18 protein-coding genes and 2 pseudogenes are annotated in these 18,017 nt (G+C 33.3%); 4 read left to right on the forward strand and 16 right to left on the reverse strand.

The features are described from left to right. Nucleotides 1–7: 7 nt before the first annotated feature. The 6 genes and pseudogenes from DT250_RS15190 to DT250_RS15215 form a co-directional block, all read right to left on the reverse strand. Complete coding sequence (locus DT250_RS15190; protein ID WP_149213288.1) at nt 8–1,027, reverse strand: ABC transporter permease; 1,020 nt, start codon at nt 1,025–1,027, stop codon at nt 8–10. Then, on the reverse strand, nt 1,024–1,749 hold the full coding sequence (locus DT250_RS15195) for an ABC transporter ATP-binding protein (protein WP_048546950.1): 726 nt from the start codon (nt 1,747–1,749) through the stop codon (nt 1,024–1,026). The genes DT250_RS15190 and DT250_RS15195 overlap by 4 nt, the downstream gene beginning before the upstream one ends. A gap of 177 nt (nt 1,750–1,926) precedes the next feature. Then, nucleotides 1,927–2,178 (reverse strand): hypothetical protein, encoded by a 252-nt coding sequence (locus tag DT250_RS15200; RefSeq protein ID WP_000548621.1) that lies wholly within the window; start codon nt 2,176–2,178, stop codon nt 1,927–1,929. A 208-nt stretch (nt 2,179–2,386) separates the two neighbouring features. Next, a pseudogene (locus DT250_RS15205) lies at nt 2,387–2,650 on the reverse strand (metallophosphoesterase); the annotation flags it as partial. Nucleotides 2,651–2,765: 115 nt separating this feature from the next. Beyond that, nucleotides 2,766–4,202: an MBL fold metallo-hydrolase gene (locus DT250_RS15210; protein WP_097907923.1), complete on the reverse strand. Its 1,437-nt coding sequence runs from the start codon at nt 4,200–4,202 to the stop codon at nt 2,766–2,768. Nucleotides 4,203–4,268: 66 nt separating this feature from the next. Next, nucleotides 4,269–5,468, reverse strand: a complete 1,200-nt coding sequence (locus DT250_RS15215) for an FAD/NAD(P)-binding oxidoreductase (protein ID WP_088609804.1) — start codon at nt 5,466–5,468, stop codon at nt 4,269–4,271. Nucleotides 5,469–5,831: 363 nt separating this feature from the next. Here DT250_RS15215 and DT250_RS32805 point away from each other — a divergent pair, with 363 nt between their 5' ends. Then, a complete protein-coding gene (locus DT250_RS32805) occupies nt 5,832–5,954 on the forward strand; it encodes a SunI/YnzG family protein (RefSeq protein ID WP_472926192.1) in 123 nt (40 codons plus the stop codon). A gap of 495 nt (nt 5,955–6,449) precedes the next feature. Here DT250_RS32805 and DT250_RS15220 read toward each other — a convergent pair whose 3' ends face one another. The 7 genes from DT250_RS15220 to DT250_RS15250 all read right to left on the reverse strand — a co-directional run bounded on the left by DT250_RS15220 (nt 6,450) and on the right by DT250_RS15250 (nt 11,509). Then, complete coding sequence (locus DT250_RS15220; protein WP_000240392.1) at nt 6,450–6,668, reverse strand: hypothetical protein; 219 nt, start codon at nt 6,666–6,668, stop codon at nt 6,450–6,452. A 158-nt stretch (nt 6,669–6,826) separates the two neighbouring features. Continuing rightward, nucleotides 6,827–7,834, reverse strand: a complete 1,008-nt coding sequence (locus tag DT250_RS15225; RefSeq protein ID WP_149213289.1) for an MBL fold metallo-hydrolase — start codon at nt 7,832–7,834, stop codon at nt 6,827–6,829. Nucleotides 7,835–8,267: 433 nt separating this feature from the next. Continuing rightward, the gene (locus DT250_RS15230; RefSeq protein ID WP_149213290.1) at nt 8,268–9,008 is read right to left on the reverse strand and encodes an ABC transporter permease; all 741 of its coding nucleotides are present in this window, start codon (nt 9,006–9,008) and stop codon (nt 8,268–8,270) included. Nucleotide 9,009: 1 nt separating this feature from the next. Next, entirely contained in the window at nt 9,010–9,960 is a 951-nt protein-coding gene (locus DT250_RS15235; RefSeq protein ID WP_149213291.1) for an ABC transporter ATP-binding protein, read from the reverse strand. Between the two features lie 75 nt (nt 9,961–10,035). Beyond that, the gene (locus DT250_RS15240; RefSeq protein ID WP_255450158.1) at nt 10,036–10,380 is read right to left on the reverse strand and encodes an ATP-binding cassette domain-containing protein; all 345 of its coding nucleotides are present in this window, start codon (nt 10,378–10,380) and stop codon (nt 10,036–10,038) included. A 126-nt stretch (nt 10,381–10,506) separates the two neighbouring features. Further along, the gene (locus DT250_RS15245) at nt 10,507–10,869 is read right to left on the reverse strand and encodes a hypothetical protein (RefSeq protein WP_149213292.1); all 363 of its coding nucleotides are present in this window, start codon (nt 10,867–10,869) and stop codon (nt 10,507–10,509) included. A 40-nt stretch (nt 10,870–10,909) separates the two neighbouring features. Beyond that, complete coding sequence (locus tag DT250_RS15250; protein ID WP_016078081.1) at nt 10,910–11,509, reverse strand: undecaprenyl-diphosphatase; 600 nt, start codon at nt 11,507–11,509, stop codon at nt 10,910–10,912. Nucleotides 11,510–12,222: 713 nt separating this feature from the next. Here DT250_RS15250 and DT250_RS15255 point away from each other — a divergent pair. The 3 genes and pseudogenes from DT250_RS15255 (at nt 12,223) to DT250_RS15265 (ending at nt 14,837) form a co-directional block, all read left to right on the forward strand. Continuing rightward, nucleotides 12,223–13,519 (forward strand): annotated as a pseudogene (locus DT250_RS15255) (APC family permease). Beyond that, on the forward strand, nt 13,503–14,099 hold the full coding sequence (locus DT250_RS15260; RefSeq protein WP_149213293.1) for a bifunctional transcriptional activator/DNA repair enzyme AdaA: 597 nt from the start codon (nt 13,503–13,505) through the stop codon (nt 14,097–14,099). The pseudogene DT250_RS15255 and the gene DT250_RS15260 overlap by 17 nt, the downstream one beginning before the upstream one ends. A gap of 264 nt (nt 14,100–14,363) precedes the next feature. After that, complete coding sequence (locus DT250_RS15265) at nt 14,364–14,837, forward strand: DUF1203 domain-containing protein (RefSeq protein WP_149213294.1); 474 nt, start codon at nt 14,364–14,366, stop codon at nt 14,835–14,837. A 654-nt stretch (nt 14,838–15,491) separates the two neighbouring features. Here DT250_RS15265 and DT250_RS15270 read toward each other — a convergent pair. From DT250_RS15270 to DT250_RS15280, 3 genes are read right to left on the reverse strand one after another with little or no spacing between them, the layout of a single operon-like run. Continuing rightward, the gene (locus DT250_RS15270; protein ID WP_088063403.1) at nt 15,492–16,136 is read right to left on the reverse strand and encodes an HXXEE domain-containing protein; all 645 of its coding nucleotides are present in this window, start codon (nt 16,134–16,136) and stop codon (nt 15,492–15,494) included. A gap of 8 nt (nt 16,137–16,144) precedes the next feature. Further along, the gene (locus DT250_RS15275) at nt 16,145–16,726 is read right to left on the reverse strand and encodes a TetR/AcrR family transcriptional regulator (RefSeq protein ID WP_149213319.1); all 582 of its coding nucleotides are present in this window, start codon (nt 16,724–16,726) and stop codon (nt 16,145–16,147) included. Nucleotides 16,727–16,765: 39 nt separating this feature from the next. Further along, nucleotides 16,766–17,968, reverse strand: a complete 1,203-nt coding sequence (locus tag DT250_RS15280) for an MFS transporter (protein WP_149213295.1) — start codon at nt 17,966–17,968, stop codon at nt 16,766–16,768. Nucleotides 17,969–18,017: the final 49 nt, after the last annotated feature.

Here is an 18,017-nt window from a genome sequence, read left to right on the forward strand (position 1 = left end):
ATCATCATTATGTTTTCCGATGTTTCTTTAATGCAAATACATTCCCTATTGCAAATAATAGAGAAAAAAGTAGTAATACAGTTAGATCTAACACAATCTCTGTAAATCCTTGATTTCGAATCATCACTTGTCTCATTGCGTCAGCTCCATATGTGAGCGGAAATAATTTCCCTAACATTTGTAGCCACTTATTCATAGATTCAATTGGAAACAACCCAGAAAAGAAAATTTGTGGCACAATGACAAGCGGTATAAATTGAATCATTTGAAATTCATTATTTGCGTATGCTGATAAAAATGTCCCTAAAGTTAGTGCTGTTAAAGAAAGCATACATGTAATAAGTAGCGTTAGCCATATGGAGCCAGCTACATACAAGTCTAAAATATAAACTGAAAAATTCACGATTATAATTGATTGTATAAATGCAAAGATTCCAAAACCAATAATATATCCTACAACTATTTCCCATCTTCTCACTGGAGTGGACAATAACCTCTCTAATGTACCACTTAAACGTTCTCTAACAAAGGAAACTCCAGATAATATAAATACAAAGAAAAATGTAAAGAAACCAATCAATACGGGGCCAAGCCCATCAAACATTGTAAAGTCTTTAGAGCCATGTAAGTAATTTACTTCAGGCTTCATAACTGATACATCATTCTTTTCTGAACTCTTTTGTAAAACTTGAAGTACAGCACGATTTTTTGATGAATCACTTCCTTCTAATAAAACATTCATTTTCCCATTCTCTAAATAAATTACTGCATCTACCTTTTGCTGTTCTAACTCTGAAATTGCTTTCTCTTTGCCATATTCATAAATTGAGGCTTCTTGAGTTTTCATTGTTTTTACAATAGGAGCAGGCACATCAACTACAGCAATATGCGGTACATAGTCTTTTTGTGTAAACACTAGAGACAATAACCAAAGTAATAACATTGGTGCTCCAAACATCATCGCTAACGAACGTTTATCTCGAAAAAATTGGCGAATAATACGAATGATTACACCAGTAACTCTCATGATAGGGCCACCTCTTCCAACAAAAAGACATCTTCAATCCGTCCTGATGATACCCGTTTTTTCAATTCTTCAGGTGTTCCAGTCGCAACTAGCTTTCCTTCTCTAATCAACCCTAAACGCTCACAAAACTCAGCTTCATCCATAATGTGCGTCGTTACAATAATAGTTGTGCCTTTCTTTTTCAAATCATAAAATTTTTCCCAGATTGTTTTTCTAAGAAGTGGATCTATCCCCACTGTTGGCTCATCTAAAATTAATATTTCAGGTTCATGAAGGAGTGCTATCGCTAATGATAAACGCTTCTTCATCCCACCTGAAAAATGCTGCACTTGCTGTCTTATATGTTTTGATAATTGTACAAGGTCAAAAACCTCTTCGATTCTTTCTTTTTTATGTTTTCCTTTTAATCCATACATCGTTGCAATAAAATCTGCATTTTCATATGCTGATAGTTCTTCATATAATGCATCAGCCTGAGCCATATAACCAATTCTTTTCATTTCATTTAAATTAGGCATGTTCGTGTTGTATACAAGCACTTCACCTTTCGTTGCCTCATTAATACCTGCAATCAATTTAATAAGAGTCGTTTTCCCTGAACCTGAAGGCCCAACTAAACCAAATATCTCTGCTTTTTCAACTTGCAATGAAAGATTGTGTAAAACTTCTTTTTTCCAAAAACTTTTTGACACGGTTCGTAAAATAATAGCAGGTTGCTGCATGTATTCTTCCCCCTTTTCAAAATGAGTGAGTACTCACTTTCATTTTACTCTTGCGTAATTATATGTCAAACTTCATTGATTAGTATGTATTTTCAATCTTAAACAATGAAACAGAGTCGACATTAGAATTTCATTTCTTAAAGTCGACTCTGTTTCATTTAAATTATATATTTCATTTTACGTTTTTAAATTCATATATTTTCTAATTCTAGCAACATCTAAAGAATATTCGATAACTAATTGCTGTAACGGTAAAATAACTGTATCAGGATATAAATGTGCATATTGTAATGTTTCTGCATATTTTTCTAACCTTTTTTCTAAATACTTTATAATTTGATCAGGATGACTTACTAATAAACATTTACAATAATAATGTATTTGTTCCTCAATCGCCGTATACTCTTCAATTTCATATTCTTTATGCATGTGTACACCCCTTTAAGTTTTTTACTGAATTGCTTATCACACTTTTCACTCGACTAATTTTTAAGTTTTTTGATTATTTACACTATAACAAACTCTCCGGGTCAAATTTTGTTACTTTATGTAACGTAGAAAATTTTTAACAAAACTGTAATGTTAACTTGTATAAAATGCATATGGCCTATTTTTTCTGTACAAAAAGTCGTACAGTTCAATTTAACTGTACGACTACAAGTTCTGGCCTATTAAAAATTCTTTGCAGAATGATACTATTGCCTAATCCTATACTTACTACCATAGACGTATTTTGTTTTTCATATAAACTGGTTGTATATTTAGGTAAAACACCTTGATTTGGAGCCACTAATTTGCTGATAAATGGTAACCTTAATTATCCACCATTAGCGTGTCCTGATAAAACTATATCTATTTGCTCATCAGCATAATTCTGAATAAATTCAGGTCTATAGAATAAATCATCTATTTCTCCTATTTTAATACACTATCTAACTGTATTGCACCTATATATAGATATACTCCTATGTAATCCGCAATTTTCCTTATCGGATAAATTAATAAAAATTATTTCCCTACACATTGCGATTACATGTTATATAAGGAAGCTCTTCTTTTTTCCATGCAAGAAATCCTCCCTTTAAATTCACTACTTCCTTTATACCTGCTCTTTGTAAAATACTAGCTGCTATGGCGGAACGCAATCCGGTTCGACATTGTAAAACTATTGGGCAATCTTTTGGTATACAATCTAGCTGCTTAAATAGATTTCCTAAAGGGATATGTATTGCATCATGAAGATGTCCTTCCTCCCACTCTTTTTTACTACGCACGTCGATTACCTTAACACTTCCACCTTTTATATGCGGATATAATTCGATTGATGTGTCTTCTTTGTAACTTTCTAATCTATTAAATCTTTGTATTACCTTTACAGGTACAAAAGCAATAATATTATCTAGCCCAATAGATTCAAAGTCTCTAATAACTTCCTCCACTCTAACCTTTTCCTCATCTAGAATGATTAAAGTTTCTGTTTTATAATCTAGTAACCATCCACACCAAGTTGTAAAGGAATTGTTATAAGGTATGTTAATTGATTTCTCGATGTGACCAGAAGCAAAACTCTCTACATCCCTTATATCAACTATTTGCTGAACGCTTGTCATAACTTCTTGAAGTTTTTCTACTGTATCAATAGCAATAACTTCTCTCTTCTTACGAATTGGAGGACCAGACTTATTTAAATTCTTCATTAATGAAAAATACTTTGGAGGCTCTGGCTGTCCCCTCAATAAAGTCGATACAAAATCACTTTCTTCATTACACTGAAATGCCCAATTGAACATCTTTTCATAACCTAATGTAGAAGTTGGAATTGCTCCTAATGCTTTTCCACATGCGCTTCCTGCACCATGTGATGGCCATATTTGCAAATAATCAGAGAGTATTTTTATTTTTTGTATAGAATTAAATAATTGTTTCGCTCCTATTTTTGCAGTATTTTTCATACCTACAGCAGTTTCTAATAAATCCGGTCTTCCTATATCTCCTACAAATATAAAATCACCTGTGAATATTCCCATTGGCTTATCATTCGTATAATTATTTTGACTTGTATCAGTTACTAAAAAAGAAATACTTTCAGGCGTATGCCCTGGGGTGTGAATTACATTAAATTTTATATGACCTATTTTAAACTCTGTGCCCTCTCTAACCAATTTGTATCGACCTTCGTTAAGATATTGATATTTCCAATCACAATTTCCTTCATCAGATACATATAACTTTGCATGATAAAGATTAGAAAGTTCTCTAGACCCAGAAAGAAAATCTGCATGAATGTGAGTTTCAGCCGCAGCAATTACTTCCATTCCCTCTTTCTTAGCAAATTCTATATATTGTTCTATATAGCGACCTGGATCAATTACAATTGCTACGCCTTCCTTCTGACAACCGACCAAATAGGAAGCATGTGCTAATTTTTCATCATAAAAATATTTTAAAAGCATAGCTATTCCCTCCAAATAGTTATTTCAAATTACTTTTCAATTTGTATAACTGCTTTCTATCTTCTCCTATAGCATCCCTTTCAACATAAAATTCCAATACATATAGGGCAACATATATCTTTTAAGTAAAAACATACTATATCGTTCTTTCGCTTGATTAAACGGAAATGTTTCTTGAGGCTCATGTTCATAGTTAAATTCAGCGAGTATAAGACTTTTATAACCTGTAACAATCGGGCAGGATGTATATCCATCATATTTAGCATGCAAGTCTCTTCCGTTAAGTACGTCCATAATATTTTGTTTTAAGACAGGTATTTGTTTTCGAATTGCCGCTCCAGTTTTAGAGGTGGGTAAATTGGTACAATCTCCAAGTCCGAAAATATTCTTATACTGTATATGCTGCAAAGTATAAGGGCTTATATCTACCCACCCCTGAGAATCACTTATCTCACTCTCTTTAATAAAATTAGGTGGCCCCATTGGTGGAACAACATGGATCATACTGTATGGTACAGTTTCTCTTTTCAGTGTTTGCGTATCTTCAAAAATTGCTTCTCTTTTTTCGGCAATAATTTCTACTAAGTTTTTATTATAATTCGTTATAATTTGCTTTCTTTCTAGTACTTGTTCTAATGTATTAGCATAACGTGGAACCTGAAATATATTAGCGTTCGCCGTATAAAACATTACTTCACTTTTGTTTCTTACACCGCTATTAGAAAAATACTCTTCTGCTAAATACATAATCTTTTGTGGAGCACCACCGCATTTAATAGGAGTGTTTGGGTGGGTAAAAACTGCATTTCCTCCTTTAAATTTTTCAATTTCTCTCCAAGTAGAATCAACATATTTATAAGAGTAATTGCTACAAACCCCATTAGTCCCAATAGACTCCTTCAAGCCTTTAATACCATCCCAATTTATTTGTATACCGGCTGCTACAATAAGAATTTCATACTCAAGCAGCAATCCATCATCTAAAAGTAGCTTATTTTCTTTCGGAAACAACTTAACAACACTTTTAGGAATCCACGTTGCACCTTTTGGAATAAGCACTTCTTGATCACGCATCGTACTTTCCTTTGAAACAATTCCTCCCCCCACTAAACTCCATAGTGGTTGGAAATAATGTTTTTTTGATGGATCAATAATTGCTATATCTTCTTTCAATAGGGGTACATTTCGTAACAAATGTGCAGTAGAAGATATTCCTGCAGTCCCAGCACCAATTACAATAATTTTATAACTATCTCTGGTCTTCATTATCCTCTTCCCATCTAAATTTGATTTTTAAAACAACTAATTCGCAGCCGTATTTTCATTGTATTAACATTATTATAAGTTAAAAACACCACCCTTTTATCTGACTTAAATGAAAATTTTGTTAACTTTACCATCAATTTTACTTTATGCGTAAATCCCCTATGCTACTTCCATCTTTTATATTTTTCAATACTAGTCTTTGCCCTATCTTACTTTTATTACAGTTTCTCTCTACACTCAAAGCTATCTTTATCTTCTTTTTCGAAGAATACCTCGTTACTTGTAATTGGAATTTAAAAGTTCGAATAGTTTTTCTTAATTGTATAGATTTATATAATCGGATAGAGGGAATTCCATTTAAATATGGAAGGTTTTTATATCGCGCTAAGTATTCATGTAAAAAAATTACTAATTACATGGAAATTAGCAACGATCCAAATTCAATTGAGTGAAATTATTGAGGTTACCGAAGATAATATATGCTGATGTTGAAAAAGGAGAAGTAAACCTTATTGGTAAAGTAGAATTATCTATTATTTGCTTTCAATAAAATAGCCCTTTTAAATATAATAAATGCATAAGTATTGCTGTATTGATTAATCTTAAAAATAAACAGATTTGAATTATTCGCTATTCTAAAGAATATTTCAAATTTCATTATTTAATGCTTACAAAAAGAGCACTAAAAATCAGTGCTCTTTTTTATATTTAATTGGGGGTCTTATCGCATGTCTATCAAGCTAAGATTTTAAAGTACCCCCATAACGAAACCAACATCTCTAGCAAGATTCCGTAAGGTATTTGGAGATAAAAATCTTTGAATCTCTTGAGCAAATAGTTGTAATTCATCAGACACAGAAACAGACATAAAAAACGCCATCCTTTCCTATGATTCTACAGAAAGAATAGCGTATTTGTTCTTTTTATGGCTACATTTTTTTAGCTCGATGGCAATGTGGTGTTACCTCAAATATAATTATTTTATTTGAAGGTCTCTTTTAAATTTTTTTCAAATCTTTTCATAGGTTGATATACAAGGACGTGTAGTGATAAACCTATCACTGCAGTAATGTTTAAAATAATACTTATAATCATTAAAGACCATTCTATAACTGGAGAAAAGTATCCGTTCGTACTTAATGTAGAAGAACTTACACCTAGTATTAAAATCACTATTAGTAAAGGTAAGTTTTTAACCAATTTGAATCCCCCCTCTAAACACAATATCTTTATATTATTATATTACACACTAGGTTATGTAATTAATATAAGATAGTTATCTATGGGAATTTAACATATTTTTTCATTTTGAGGGTAATATATTTTTTAGCTTGATAGAGGTGTGGTGGATCCCTTTTTTAGAAGTAAATACTTCTAAAACCTTGAAGTATTTGAAAATCAATTTTATCTGCTTTTGTCCTTTGAATTATAAAATCTAATCCATTTTTGGTATTGTCCGCATATTTAGGCATTGCTTCAAGAGTATCTGTCAACGGTTTGTTGAAATCGTCCCAATGTATTGGAATAACAAGCTTCGGTTGTACTTTTCGTACAGTTTGCTCGTAATACGTATTTTGAAAAGTACTTTCCTGCTTTCCTAATACCCCTATTCCTAAAAACAAGACATCAGCTCGAATATCATCTAATACCCCTTCTATATAGTTAGCACTTGGTTTAACAAGGAAAGTTTTATTATTATACGTAATCAAGTAATCATATGAAGAGTCTTCATGATAATCTAGGGCTTTAGCCGGTTGTTTAAGTGGCTTTTTTATTTTTTCTCCTTCATCAAAGGTTGGTGAATGTTTCGATGGAAGGACAGTAACAGTAAAATCACCAAACTTCATAGCCTTATTTACTTCATATACAGACATCTGGTTCTTATTTATATCACCACCAATACCTATGTTAATTGCTGATTCCGAACCATATACATGTGTTCCAGTTCGTTTAGCTATATAAGCTAAATCAAACGCATGATCATAATGTGTATGTGCAATAAATAATCCCTTAAGTTTATTATTATCAGCCCCTATTTGATTAAAAACTTTATCCACATTATCTTCATCTGTTTTTATATTGCTGAACAACATTTTTGGTAAGGATGGCCTAGAAATAAAACCATCAATCATTAATTGTGTATTTCCATCATCAAATAGTAAAGATGATGTTCCTAAAAATGTGACCTTTACCTCGCCTTGATTCAATACTTTTTGTGTTGTTTTTGGAGCATAATACGCCTTGTATTGTTGAATATCTGCTGAAGGTGTTAAAAACTTATAATAAACGAAAATAGAAACGATTATTACTAGTACTAATAATCCTATAAAAAACACCCTTAATTTTTTTCTTAATGTGTATTTCAAAAAACATTCTCCTTTCTAGACAAAAGATATTATTATTTGACTGTGCTAAATCCTCCTACTTGAGGTTACCACAAAGTATCTATAAAATTAAAAAAACGCCATCCTTTCCTATGATTCTATAGAAAGAATAGCGTATTTTTTCATTTTAGGGGGAATTTTGTTTTATTAGCTTGATAGCGATGTGGTGGGACCCCTGATTCTATTGTTTCTGCCCGAAAAAGATAAAATGTTAGACTGACTTTAATGTAAAACCAGCGATAGTCTTTGACAAAAATAAAGTCCTAGACTGCTGCTGGTTTATTGGACTAGCGTAATTAATTGTCACTTATCATTATTGGCTACTTTCATTTTGTCTTCCATACCGTTATCCCGAGTATCGGCATAAGCGACACAACTGTATCCTATTTTTCTCATTCTTAGCTCCGTTTTATGTTTAGTCTGCTCCTCTCTCTTTGACGAACAACCCAAATCCAATTGCAAAGAAAAGCAAAATATAGGCGATATCTATCGCTAACGACATAGGTAAGCCAACTAATTCTGATTTATATTGTGACGTGCTCCAATAGACACTTAAATCATCATGATGAATGAATAGAATGTGTGTCCATGATGTAGATAAGAGACTACCTCCAAATATCATTTGTAAAAAGTATAGCACTAAGCTACTGCCTACTGCGATAGCAGCTGATCTCGTCCACACGCCAATCAAGGATGCTAGACTTGCATATAGGCAACATTGCAATACGATTGCTCCGATAGAGTATATAACATCCGTCATGTCACCCCATTGTATATTTGTGGGAGCCATCAGAGGATTCACTAACAAAGAAACAATGAATATATTAACAGCACCCGTAATGATGAGCAAAATCATCGCAGCAATTTTTGCAACATACAACCTCGAGCGCGAGGACGTATGCAGGAACAGTTGTTTCAGAGTACCATATTGATATTCATCCGTCCAAATAAGAGGTGACAAAACAATCGCCCAAGGTAGAATAACAAGCATTCCCGATAGGCCAAGCAAAGCATTTACCATTTGAGCCACCGTATCATCAGCCTTGAGATTACTGGTGTATGCCCAAGAGAACAGTACAGTCATCACAATAAAACCAATGTGTGAAAGAATAAAGATTCTTTTATTCACTATCTTCAAACATTCATTCCATAACAATTTAACTCACCTCACCGCGCGCAGTTGTCCATTTTAAAAACTTATCCTCTAAACTCGTATGTGCCGACAACACCCGATGAACTTCCACCCCGGCATCACACAATGCTCGAATCAGCTTTGGAACTTGACCTTCATCAATAGCTACTATCATAGTATGCAAACCGTTAGATAATTTCTCTGTCTGCATATAATCCAATGCATGATGATCATCCCCAAACAAGTTAACCACAACTTCGCTTGTAAGCTCAACATTATCAATGTGAAGTGTGATACAGAATTCCCCATCATTTAACCCATCATCAATCCGCTGCTCTGTCACTAAGCAGCCATTCTGCATAATAACCACTCGACGTGCCATCTGCTCAATCTCAGACAGTTGATGACTGGAAATAACAATTGCTACGCCCAACTCTGCCGCAATTCTATTTAAATAGTTCCGGGTTTCACGGACACCAGCAGGATCAAGTGCATTCATCGGCTCATCTAACACAAGCAACTTTGGCTTTCGCAGTAGTGCTTGTGCAATTCCCAAGCGTTGTTTCATTCCCATGGAGTACGTGCCTACTCGTTGCTCAAGCGCATGTTCTATACCGGTTAGACTGGCTGCCTCCAGCAACCAATCCTTACTCACATTTTTGTGCAAACGCTGATATTGACGTAAATTTTCGTACCCACTCAAATAAGGATAGAATGCAGGTGCTTCAATCACTGCCCCTACATTGAAGAGTGCTTTAGAAAACTGACTTTTAATACTGTAACCTGCAATCTGCACGTCCCCGGCACTTATTGTGCTTAGACCAACTATCATCTTCATTGTGGTTGTCTTGCCCGCTCCGTTCGCACCAAGTAGTCCAATAATCTCTCCCTCTACCACATCGAACGATATGTCTTGCACAATCGACTTGCCCTTGATTTCTTTCGTTAGGTGTTGCACCGATAATACCGTTTTCAATTTCCCCACTCCTTACAATATAAGTACAGCCTCATTTCATGAATTCATTAAGAACAGCCTGTAAAGAAAAATCAGCTATGAACTCATTTCTCTATAGTAATATTGATAATAACTTGAAGTATGTAACAACTGACTGTGATTTCCTACATCGCAAACCTTCCCATTCTCCAAAACAATGATCATGTCGCTATTCATCACCGTCGATAACCGATGGGCCATCACTATTCGTTTACAATTAATACTTGGTAAATATTCATCTGCCCGCGCTTCACTTATATGATCCAAAGCGCTCGTTGCTTCACCCAATACTAGTACGGTTGGATTATTAAGTAGTGCCCTGGCCAAAGCTATTCGTTGTCTTTGTTCTCCTGAAATATTCCTGCCCATTTCAGCTGAAAATGTCTGATATTGCATCGGCATCGGCATCGCCATCAACTTAAGAAATTGATTGTTCCCCAAAACGGAAAAAATGAGCCGAATTCTCATAAATAATTGTGAAAAGGTAAAATTCTCGTTAGCGGAAGTAATATATTGGTAGGTCAATACTTACAAATCTTTTATATGTTTTCTAATATCTGAGGCTACTTTGGTAGGATCATCAATCTCAAAAAAGACATACTTATATTTTTCATGACCTTTTAATTCAATCATTACGAGAGGGACTCTATTTTCACAAGAGAGAAAGTACCATTCATCAGCATATTTAAAACTTCCTTCAAAAATATTGAGAGGAGAAATTGATGTTCCAGGCATACGAAGCATCCATTGTGGAGGATCAAAATAGTCAACATACACACTCTTAATCGTGTTATAAGGCATTTTTAATTTTAGTTTTAATGCAAGTAATCCTGTTATCCCATTTAGTTTTAGAATCAGACCTTCATTATCAAATAATATTTCTTTCCCCATAATTCCCCCACTTTTCACGTTAACTTTTATACTTGTATACTCAAAATCCCTTTGATTTGTTTTTGGATGGTAAAACATGTTTCTCTACTCTTTCATATAGAGTAAGCAATTGCTTGATAAAAGAAAATTTCGGTACTAACCAATACGAAAATAACGCTGAAACACATCCTATTAAAGCCCCTATTACAACATCAAAAGGATAATGAACTCCTACCCAAATACGAGAGATCGCTACACAAAATGCAAGTATGAGCCATAACCATCCAGTCTTTTTACGAACAAGCCAAAATGAAAAACAAATCGAAAAAAAGAGAATCGTATGGTCACTAGGAAATGAATTATCTACAGCATGGTCGACAAGTTTATTCACATCAGGCAATACTGCAAACGGTTGATAATTCAAATGAAATTTCCCTGCTATTTTTCCAATCATCTCAGCAATCACAAAAGCAACCATCGCTTGAATAACCATCATCCTACTTTTTCTAGACCCGGTAAACCAATAAGCTATAATAATTAAACCAAGAATATATACCATATATTCTGCCAAAAATATCATGGCTGAATTTAGGAATGAATATTGTTTACCTAAATCATTAATTGCTCGAAAAATATCAATATTGAATTGAGAAAAAGACATTTTCAAATTCCTCCTTCTTTTTTTCACTATAATAAAAAAAGAAAAAGGAAAACATCGAACTTTCTTACAAACATTCGTGCATTCTTACAGTTTTGTCATTTTTCTCGTCATTTTGTAAATGTGTTCATAGCCTTCTTTTGCTATTTTCTTTGGGAAACATGGTAAATTACGAGAAAGAGCGCTACAGATAACTTAACAATAAGAAGTCGATTATCTCTTAGCGTACAGGAAATCGGTTTTTTCTTTATGAAATTTTGCTTAGCGTACGAAGTTTACGCTTTGTTGGTGCTAGCCCATTGCCATCAACCTAAGAAAACAGGTCACCCCCAAAACAATAAATAAGCTTTTTCGTTACAAGAAAGCCTAAAAATTTCGTTCTGGGGGTGTAATAAAATATTAGCTTGATGGGCATGGGGTCCCGCCCACATTTTAACGAAAATATACGCTAAGCAAATCCCAACATAAAGCGAGCCGAATTTTCTACTCTTAAGAAAAATTTCGGTTCGTTTTATGGTTTCATGACAAGTTGTTTACTGAACAATAAAGTTCTTTATTGGAACAGGCTACTTTCTTCAACAATCGGGCCAGATTGTTGAAGAAGAAATATAATAAAAATGCTTTTGATTGTTTTATTAAACGAATTAAACCGCAAAAAACAAGAAGAATTCCCCCCCCTTTACTAGTACACTAAATCCTATAAAAGGGGGGAGATCATGAACAATAAAGCCATTGGATTATTCAAGGAATTGCGTTATACATTTCAGCTATTCTAGGATCAGGTGTCCTTTTTTTATCGGGGGTAACGGCCTCAATAGCGGGCCCTGCATCTATTGTATCCTGGTTTATCGTTATTATAATTAGTTTTCCGCTTGCTTATTCCTTTGCTAGTTTGGCACGGATATATCCTGATTCCGGTGGAGCAGCAACCTTTGTTAGAAATTCTTTTGGATATCATCTTGGCAATATCGTTGGGTGGTTTTACTTTGTAACAGCAGCAGTTGGTCAAACGATTGTATCTTTAACTGGTGCTTTTTACGTCAGTCAGGCATTTGGATTTTCGCATTTTGAAACAATTTTAATTGCCGTCTTTATTTTGGTAATTGCAGGTGTTTCCAATTATTACGGCGTAAATGTTAGTGGTAAAGTTGCATTGATTTTAAGTTCTTTATTACTGATTCTTTTAGCGTCAGCTGTATTTGTGGCGTTTCCAAGAATACAATGGGGAAGTTTTACTCCCTTTGTTCCAAATGGATGGTTTTCTGTCGGGAACGCTATAACGGTTATCTTTTGGTCATTTTTCGGTTGGGAGGCGATTTGTAATCTGGATGAGCACTTTAAAAGGCCAGAAAAAGATATTGTCAAAGGAGCAGTTATTAGTGCAGTTATTAGTGCAGTTATTAGTGCAGTTGTCATTGGATTATTATTTTTAGCGCTAAGCCTTGTCACTATTGGAACGGCCACGTATGGCAGTCAAGAAAGCAACCTGTCTCCTATTGGTGTTATAATGGGAGATACAGTAGGCGGAGGTGCCAAAGTCGTTACAGCTGTTTTAGTACAGGGACAGCGAATGCTTTTGTAGCCAGCCTAACGCAATTAGGATATTCATTAAGCAGAGATGGTGCTTTCCCAAAATTTTTCTCAAGGCTGCATGCAACTACTCAAATTCCAAGACAGATGGTATTGTTTGTTATCTGTTTTTCGGTAGCAGGTGTGTTAGTGACAAAAGCTTTGTCACTGACGTTTGATGATATTTTGTTTATACCGACTTCTCTTGGGATTCTAGTTTATGTTCTTTCAATGGCAGCAGGCGTTAAATTATTTAGGAAGAACACACCGGCATGGTGGGCATCGTTAATCTCTTTCATTTTATGTTTGCTGGTGATTCCATTTTTTTAATTGTATATATTTGTTCCGTTAATTGTCGTGGCTATATATGCGATTTATATGATTTTGAGTAATAAGATTTTCGCCTACAAGGAAGGAGTAAAATCTAATGAAGGATCAATATAACCTTTCCAGAGATACCATGTGGAAAGCAACAGTATCATGTGATTCAGCGTATGACGGGATATTCTTTTACGCAGTCAAGACAACTGGAATTTTCTGCCGGCCTTCTTGCAAGTCTAAGGTTCCTAATTATGAAAATGTATCCTTTTTTTCAAATGTGCACGAAGCTCAAAGGGCAGGCTATCGCCCATGCAAAAGATGCCGATCAGATCTAAATATAAAAATATACGACCCGTTCGAATGCGTTTTGGAAGATACTATTCGATTGATAAAAAATAATTATGTTCAAAACATGTCTTTAAATGAAATTGCATCAAGGGTAGGAGTTAGTCGTTTTCATTTAAATCGGATTTTCAAAGAAAGAACAGGGTATACTCCTCGAATATATTTAGAAAGGATCAGAGTTAAGAAAGCAAAGGAACTTCTCTTGACAACGGTCTTTAATAGTACAGAGATTGGTTATCAAACAGGCTATCAAAGTGTATCTAGCTTTTATAATGCATTTAAAAGAAATACAGGATTTTCACCGAGTCAATTCCGTGCTTTCCATAGTGGAAATACCGTAAACCAAGAACTTGACTGAATTCACGTTCTTTAACAAAAGATAGCATGAATTAACAAGAGCGCTTTGTACTCATCGTATTTTTCGATAAATCATTACTGATTGATTAAAAGTAAACAACTTTGTATTGAACAATAATAAGCCATTTTTTCTCTGTTATAGAATTGTAAGCTTTTTAATTCAATCCTCAACAAACGGGCAGGATTATTGAACAAGTTTTATGAACTTTAGTGGTAGCATCATTAGTGAAATGCTTTATAACAACTAATTAAGGAGGGATAGAATATGAGAAATAACTTTCAAATCGTTGCGTTACAAGAGAAGGAGTTTAATAACCTATTTCTAATGAATGAAGAAGTATTAAAAAGTATCGGGGCAGTCAAAATAATAGCAAATAAAAATCCTGGATATCCTTGCAGGATAAGTTTGAAGGATGCAGAGGTAGGAGAAGAGGTAATCTTACTGAATTACCAATATCATAGTGTTAATTCGCCTTATAGAGCAAGTGGTCCTATATTTATACGAAAGGGAGCAACTACCGCTAAGCTAGATGTAAATGAAATTCCGCTTATGCTACATCATAGGTATCTATCTATACGCGGCTACAATGCTGAATCAATGATTGTAGAAGCAAGGGTTACAGAAGGTGTGAATTTAAGAGAAAATATAGATGAAATTTTTGATAATAAAGAAGTAGAATATATTCACATTCTTAACGCTAAACCAGGATGCTATAACTGCCTTGTTAATAGAGTGTGAAAAAATTGAAAATGTAAACTTCTATTATCCTATAAGGGGTACCACCAATTGCTATCAGGCTAATTCAACAAAATCCCCCCTAAAATGAAAAAATACGCCATCCTTTCCTATGATTTAAAGAAAGAATAGCGTATTTTTTAATTTTATGGAGAACTAATTATTTCTTTTTTTATAATAAGAAAGGAAATTTATTATCATATTAATTAAACATATAAAGATAAATGAGTACTTAAAAATAGTACTTTTATAGTTTCCAAAAAACAAAAATAGTATAGCTAAAAATGATAGTATGCTAATAATTAAATGATACATATATTGAGACTGTTTCTTCATTAATCATTCCCACTCTTTATTTAATATAAAAATATATAGATTATATATTATCATAGAAGAAATTAAAATAAATAGAATATGCCTAATTGCATATCTAAATACCACCACATACCTCATTAGCTTAAGAAAAAATAAGCTGACTTTTCAAAGGAATCACCTGTAGAAAAAGAAAATTTTTATTTAGGGGGTATTTCAAAACCTTAGCTTGATAGCGATGTGGCGCTACCCCAAAATACAAAAATCTCTATCAAAAAAAGAAAGGCGACTAAGCACCTTTCTTTTGTAATTCACTTGTACTCTCTTCAGCATCCAAAATCTGAATCACTTTAACGTAGCATTGTACGGACCTAATTGCTTTTTAGAAAAATAATGAATTGTCTCCTTATTTTTCAGTAACATATTTCCTTTTATAATTAAAAAATAGGTAGCTACTAGAAAATAGATTATCCCTAATATCCAATCCAAATTTGTAGCTAAATTGTGTAAAAGAACATATCTCATATATGCATAACCAATCGGAACATGTAGTAATACAACAGCACCTAATCCTGGGTTGTATATTGTTTTAGCTTTTATATTCGCAAAAATACCATGCCATATGAATTGAAAAAATCCCATTAAAATAGGTGCCAACCCAAGCCATATAATATTTGGAAAGAAAACCGGAAGTAAATAAAAAACATACGCAATCAAAATATTTATTACCATAGCAGATTGCGTATTTAATGGATAGCGATCTGGTATATCACTTTTAAATATAACTACATTAAATAGACCAGCGAAATAACCTGGCCAACGATACTCTTCAAATTGATGCACTAAAATGGCTACAAAGCTTAACGCTAACAGTACCTTTATTTCACTCATTTTCCCAAAATTCGCGACTAAATAACCTAAGACAACAATAGCCATAACTAACCCTACATCACACCAGTGCTTTCTAAAGAAACTAATCATCTCTATCACCCACTCTCTCAATTTTTATAAAAATAGCGTTCAAATAGAAAATCAATTTGCTTTTCTACAGGCTGTATTCTTATATCTGCCCCTGATTCAAGAATTGGCATCATTAATGCTGGAAGAAAAATGGATCCGAATATTTGCACCGTCATCATCATTAAAATTTCCTGATCCGTTTCATTTGTTATTTCACTCAAAATATTCTTCACTTTACTAAAACCGAGCCTCTTCAAAAAATCTCCATATTCGTATTGAGATGTAAATACCGTAGTTCCCATTGCAATAATTTTCCTAACTAACTCAGGGTATTGCCCAATTACCAGTACATAATCAAGTAAAACTATTTTTAATCTTTCTTTTGCTGGCACTTTAATATCATCTAAAATAGAAAAGGTGTCTTGAAAGCTAATTAATAAGATTTTAATTGTTTCACTAATCAATTTTTCTTTTGAGCCAAAATGGTAATTTACAAGCGCAATATTTGTATCCGACAATGCCACAATTTTTCTTATTGTTACACTTTCGAAGCCTTCGTCTTTAATGAACTCCAATGTTGTATTTACAGAATTTTTAACTTCATCAATCTTTTTGGAAATTCCAAATATAATTATCTTTTTCACATTTTAAAAATTTTTCTATAAATTTTTCATATTTTCTACTTTTTTGGCACATTCATTACTGTAAGTGGAAATTTTTCTCATTTTTAAAATAATACAACCTAAACTAAATGCGAAAAGTGAAAATATCCCAAAAGTAACCTTTATAGTATTTAAGGACAGACTCCAGCTAATTAGAAAAGATACTAGTGCCCCCCCTAAACTGGCCGATGCAATAAATAAACTAGTCACTTCATCAATATTATTTTCCATAATATGGGAAGCTAAGATTAATGTTATTGGAAAAACACCCGCTATAACTAAACCAATAATGAAGATGATAAACAAATACATACCTGTACCTTGAACAAAGGGGAATAGAAATAATAGAATCACTAATGTAAAGCAACTAGATGTAATGTATGTCCAATAATTAAATTTATGAGCAAACTTACCTACAAGTATTCTTCCTATAACTATGGCTAGCCAAAAACAAGATATACTTACTGAACTGATTAATTCATTATTGGTAAGAATCATTATTGTAGATAAAAAATTTGCAAGATTGGTTTCTATGCCTGCATATAAGAATGCAAAAAGTGAAATAAATACTATAACTTTCATCTTTTCACTTTTAAATTTAAGAGTGAATGAGGAAAGGGATGCTCCTCCCTTTTCATTTTTTTGAGGAGAAAAATTTAGAAATTTTGTACGTCCAAGCATGTACCAAACAAATAGTGTAAAAATAAAGAATAGTAATATCCCATAAAGAATAAAATACCATTCATAAAATTTTGTAATATAATTAACTAGTAACGGAAATCCTAGCGCCCCAACCCCAAACCATACTTCGAGAATACTAAATTTAGCAGCACTATTCCTTTCTGCTGAAATAATAAAGGAACCCACCGTAGTTTCTAACAAACCTGCTCCATAGCCTAATACAAAGCAAATAACGGCTAAATATGCCCATTCTTTAATATATATAAAACCTCCTAGGACGATGGACATTACTAAAACACCTAATGTTATTGTTTTAAAATAATGATACTTTCTTACTAGTATCGGTGAACTTAGAACACCAAATAAAAAACCCGTAAATTGAAAAAATATTAAAACACCTAATTGATCAGGGGTTCTTCCATAATATTGTATTAATGAAGGAATTAAACTACCTATGCAAACATGTATTATTCCTACAATAAAATAAAACAAGCAACCATAATAAAATATTAACCGCACCTTTTCTCAACTCCAATCCAAAATAAAAACAGGGATTTAAGTAAAAGTT

This window comes from Bacillus sp. AR2-1 (genome assembly GCF_008368755.1).
Classification (GTDB): domain Bacteria; phylum Bacillota; class Bacilli; order Bacillales; family Bacillaceae_G; genus Bacillus_A; species Bacillus_A wiedmannii.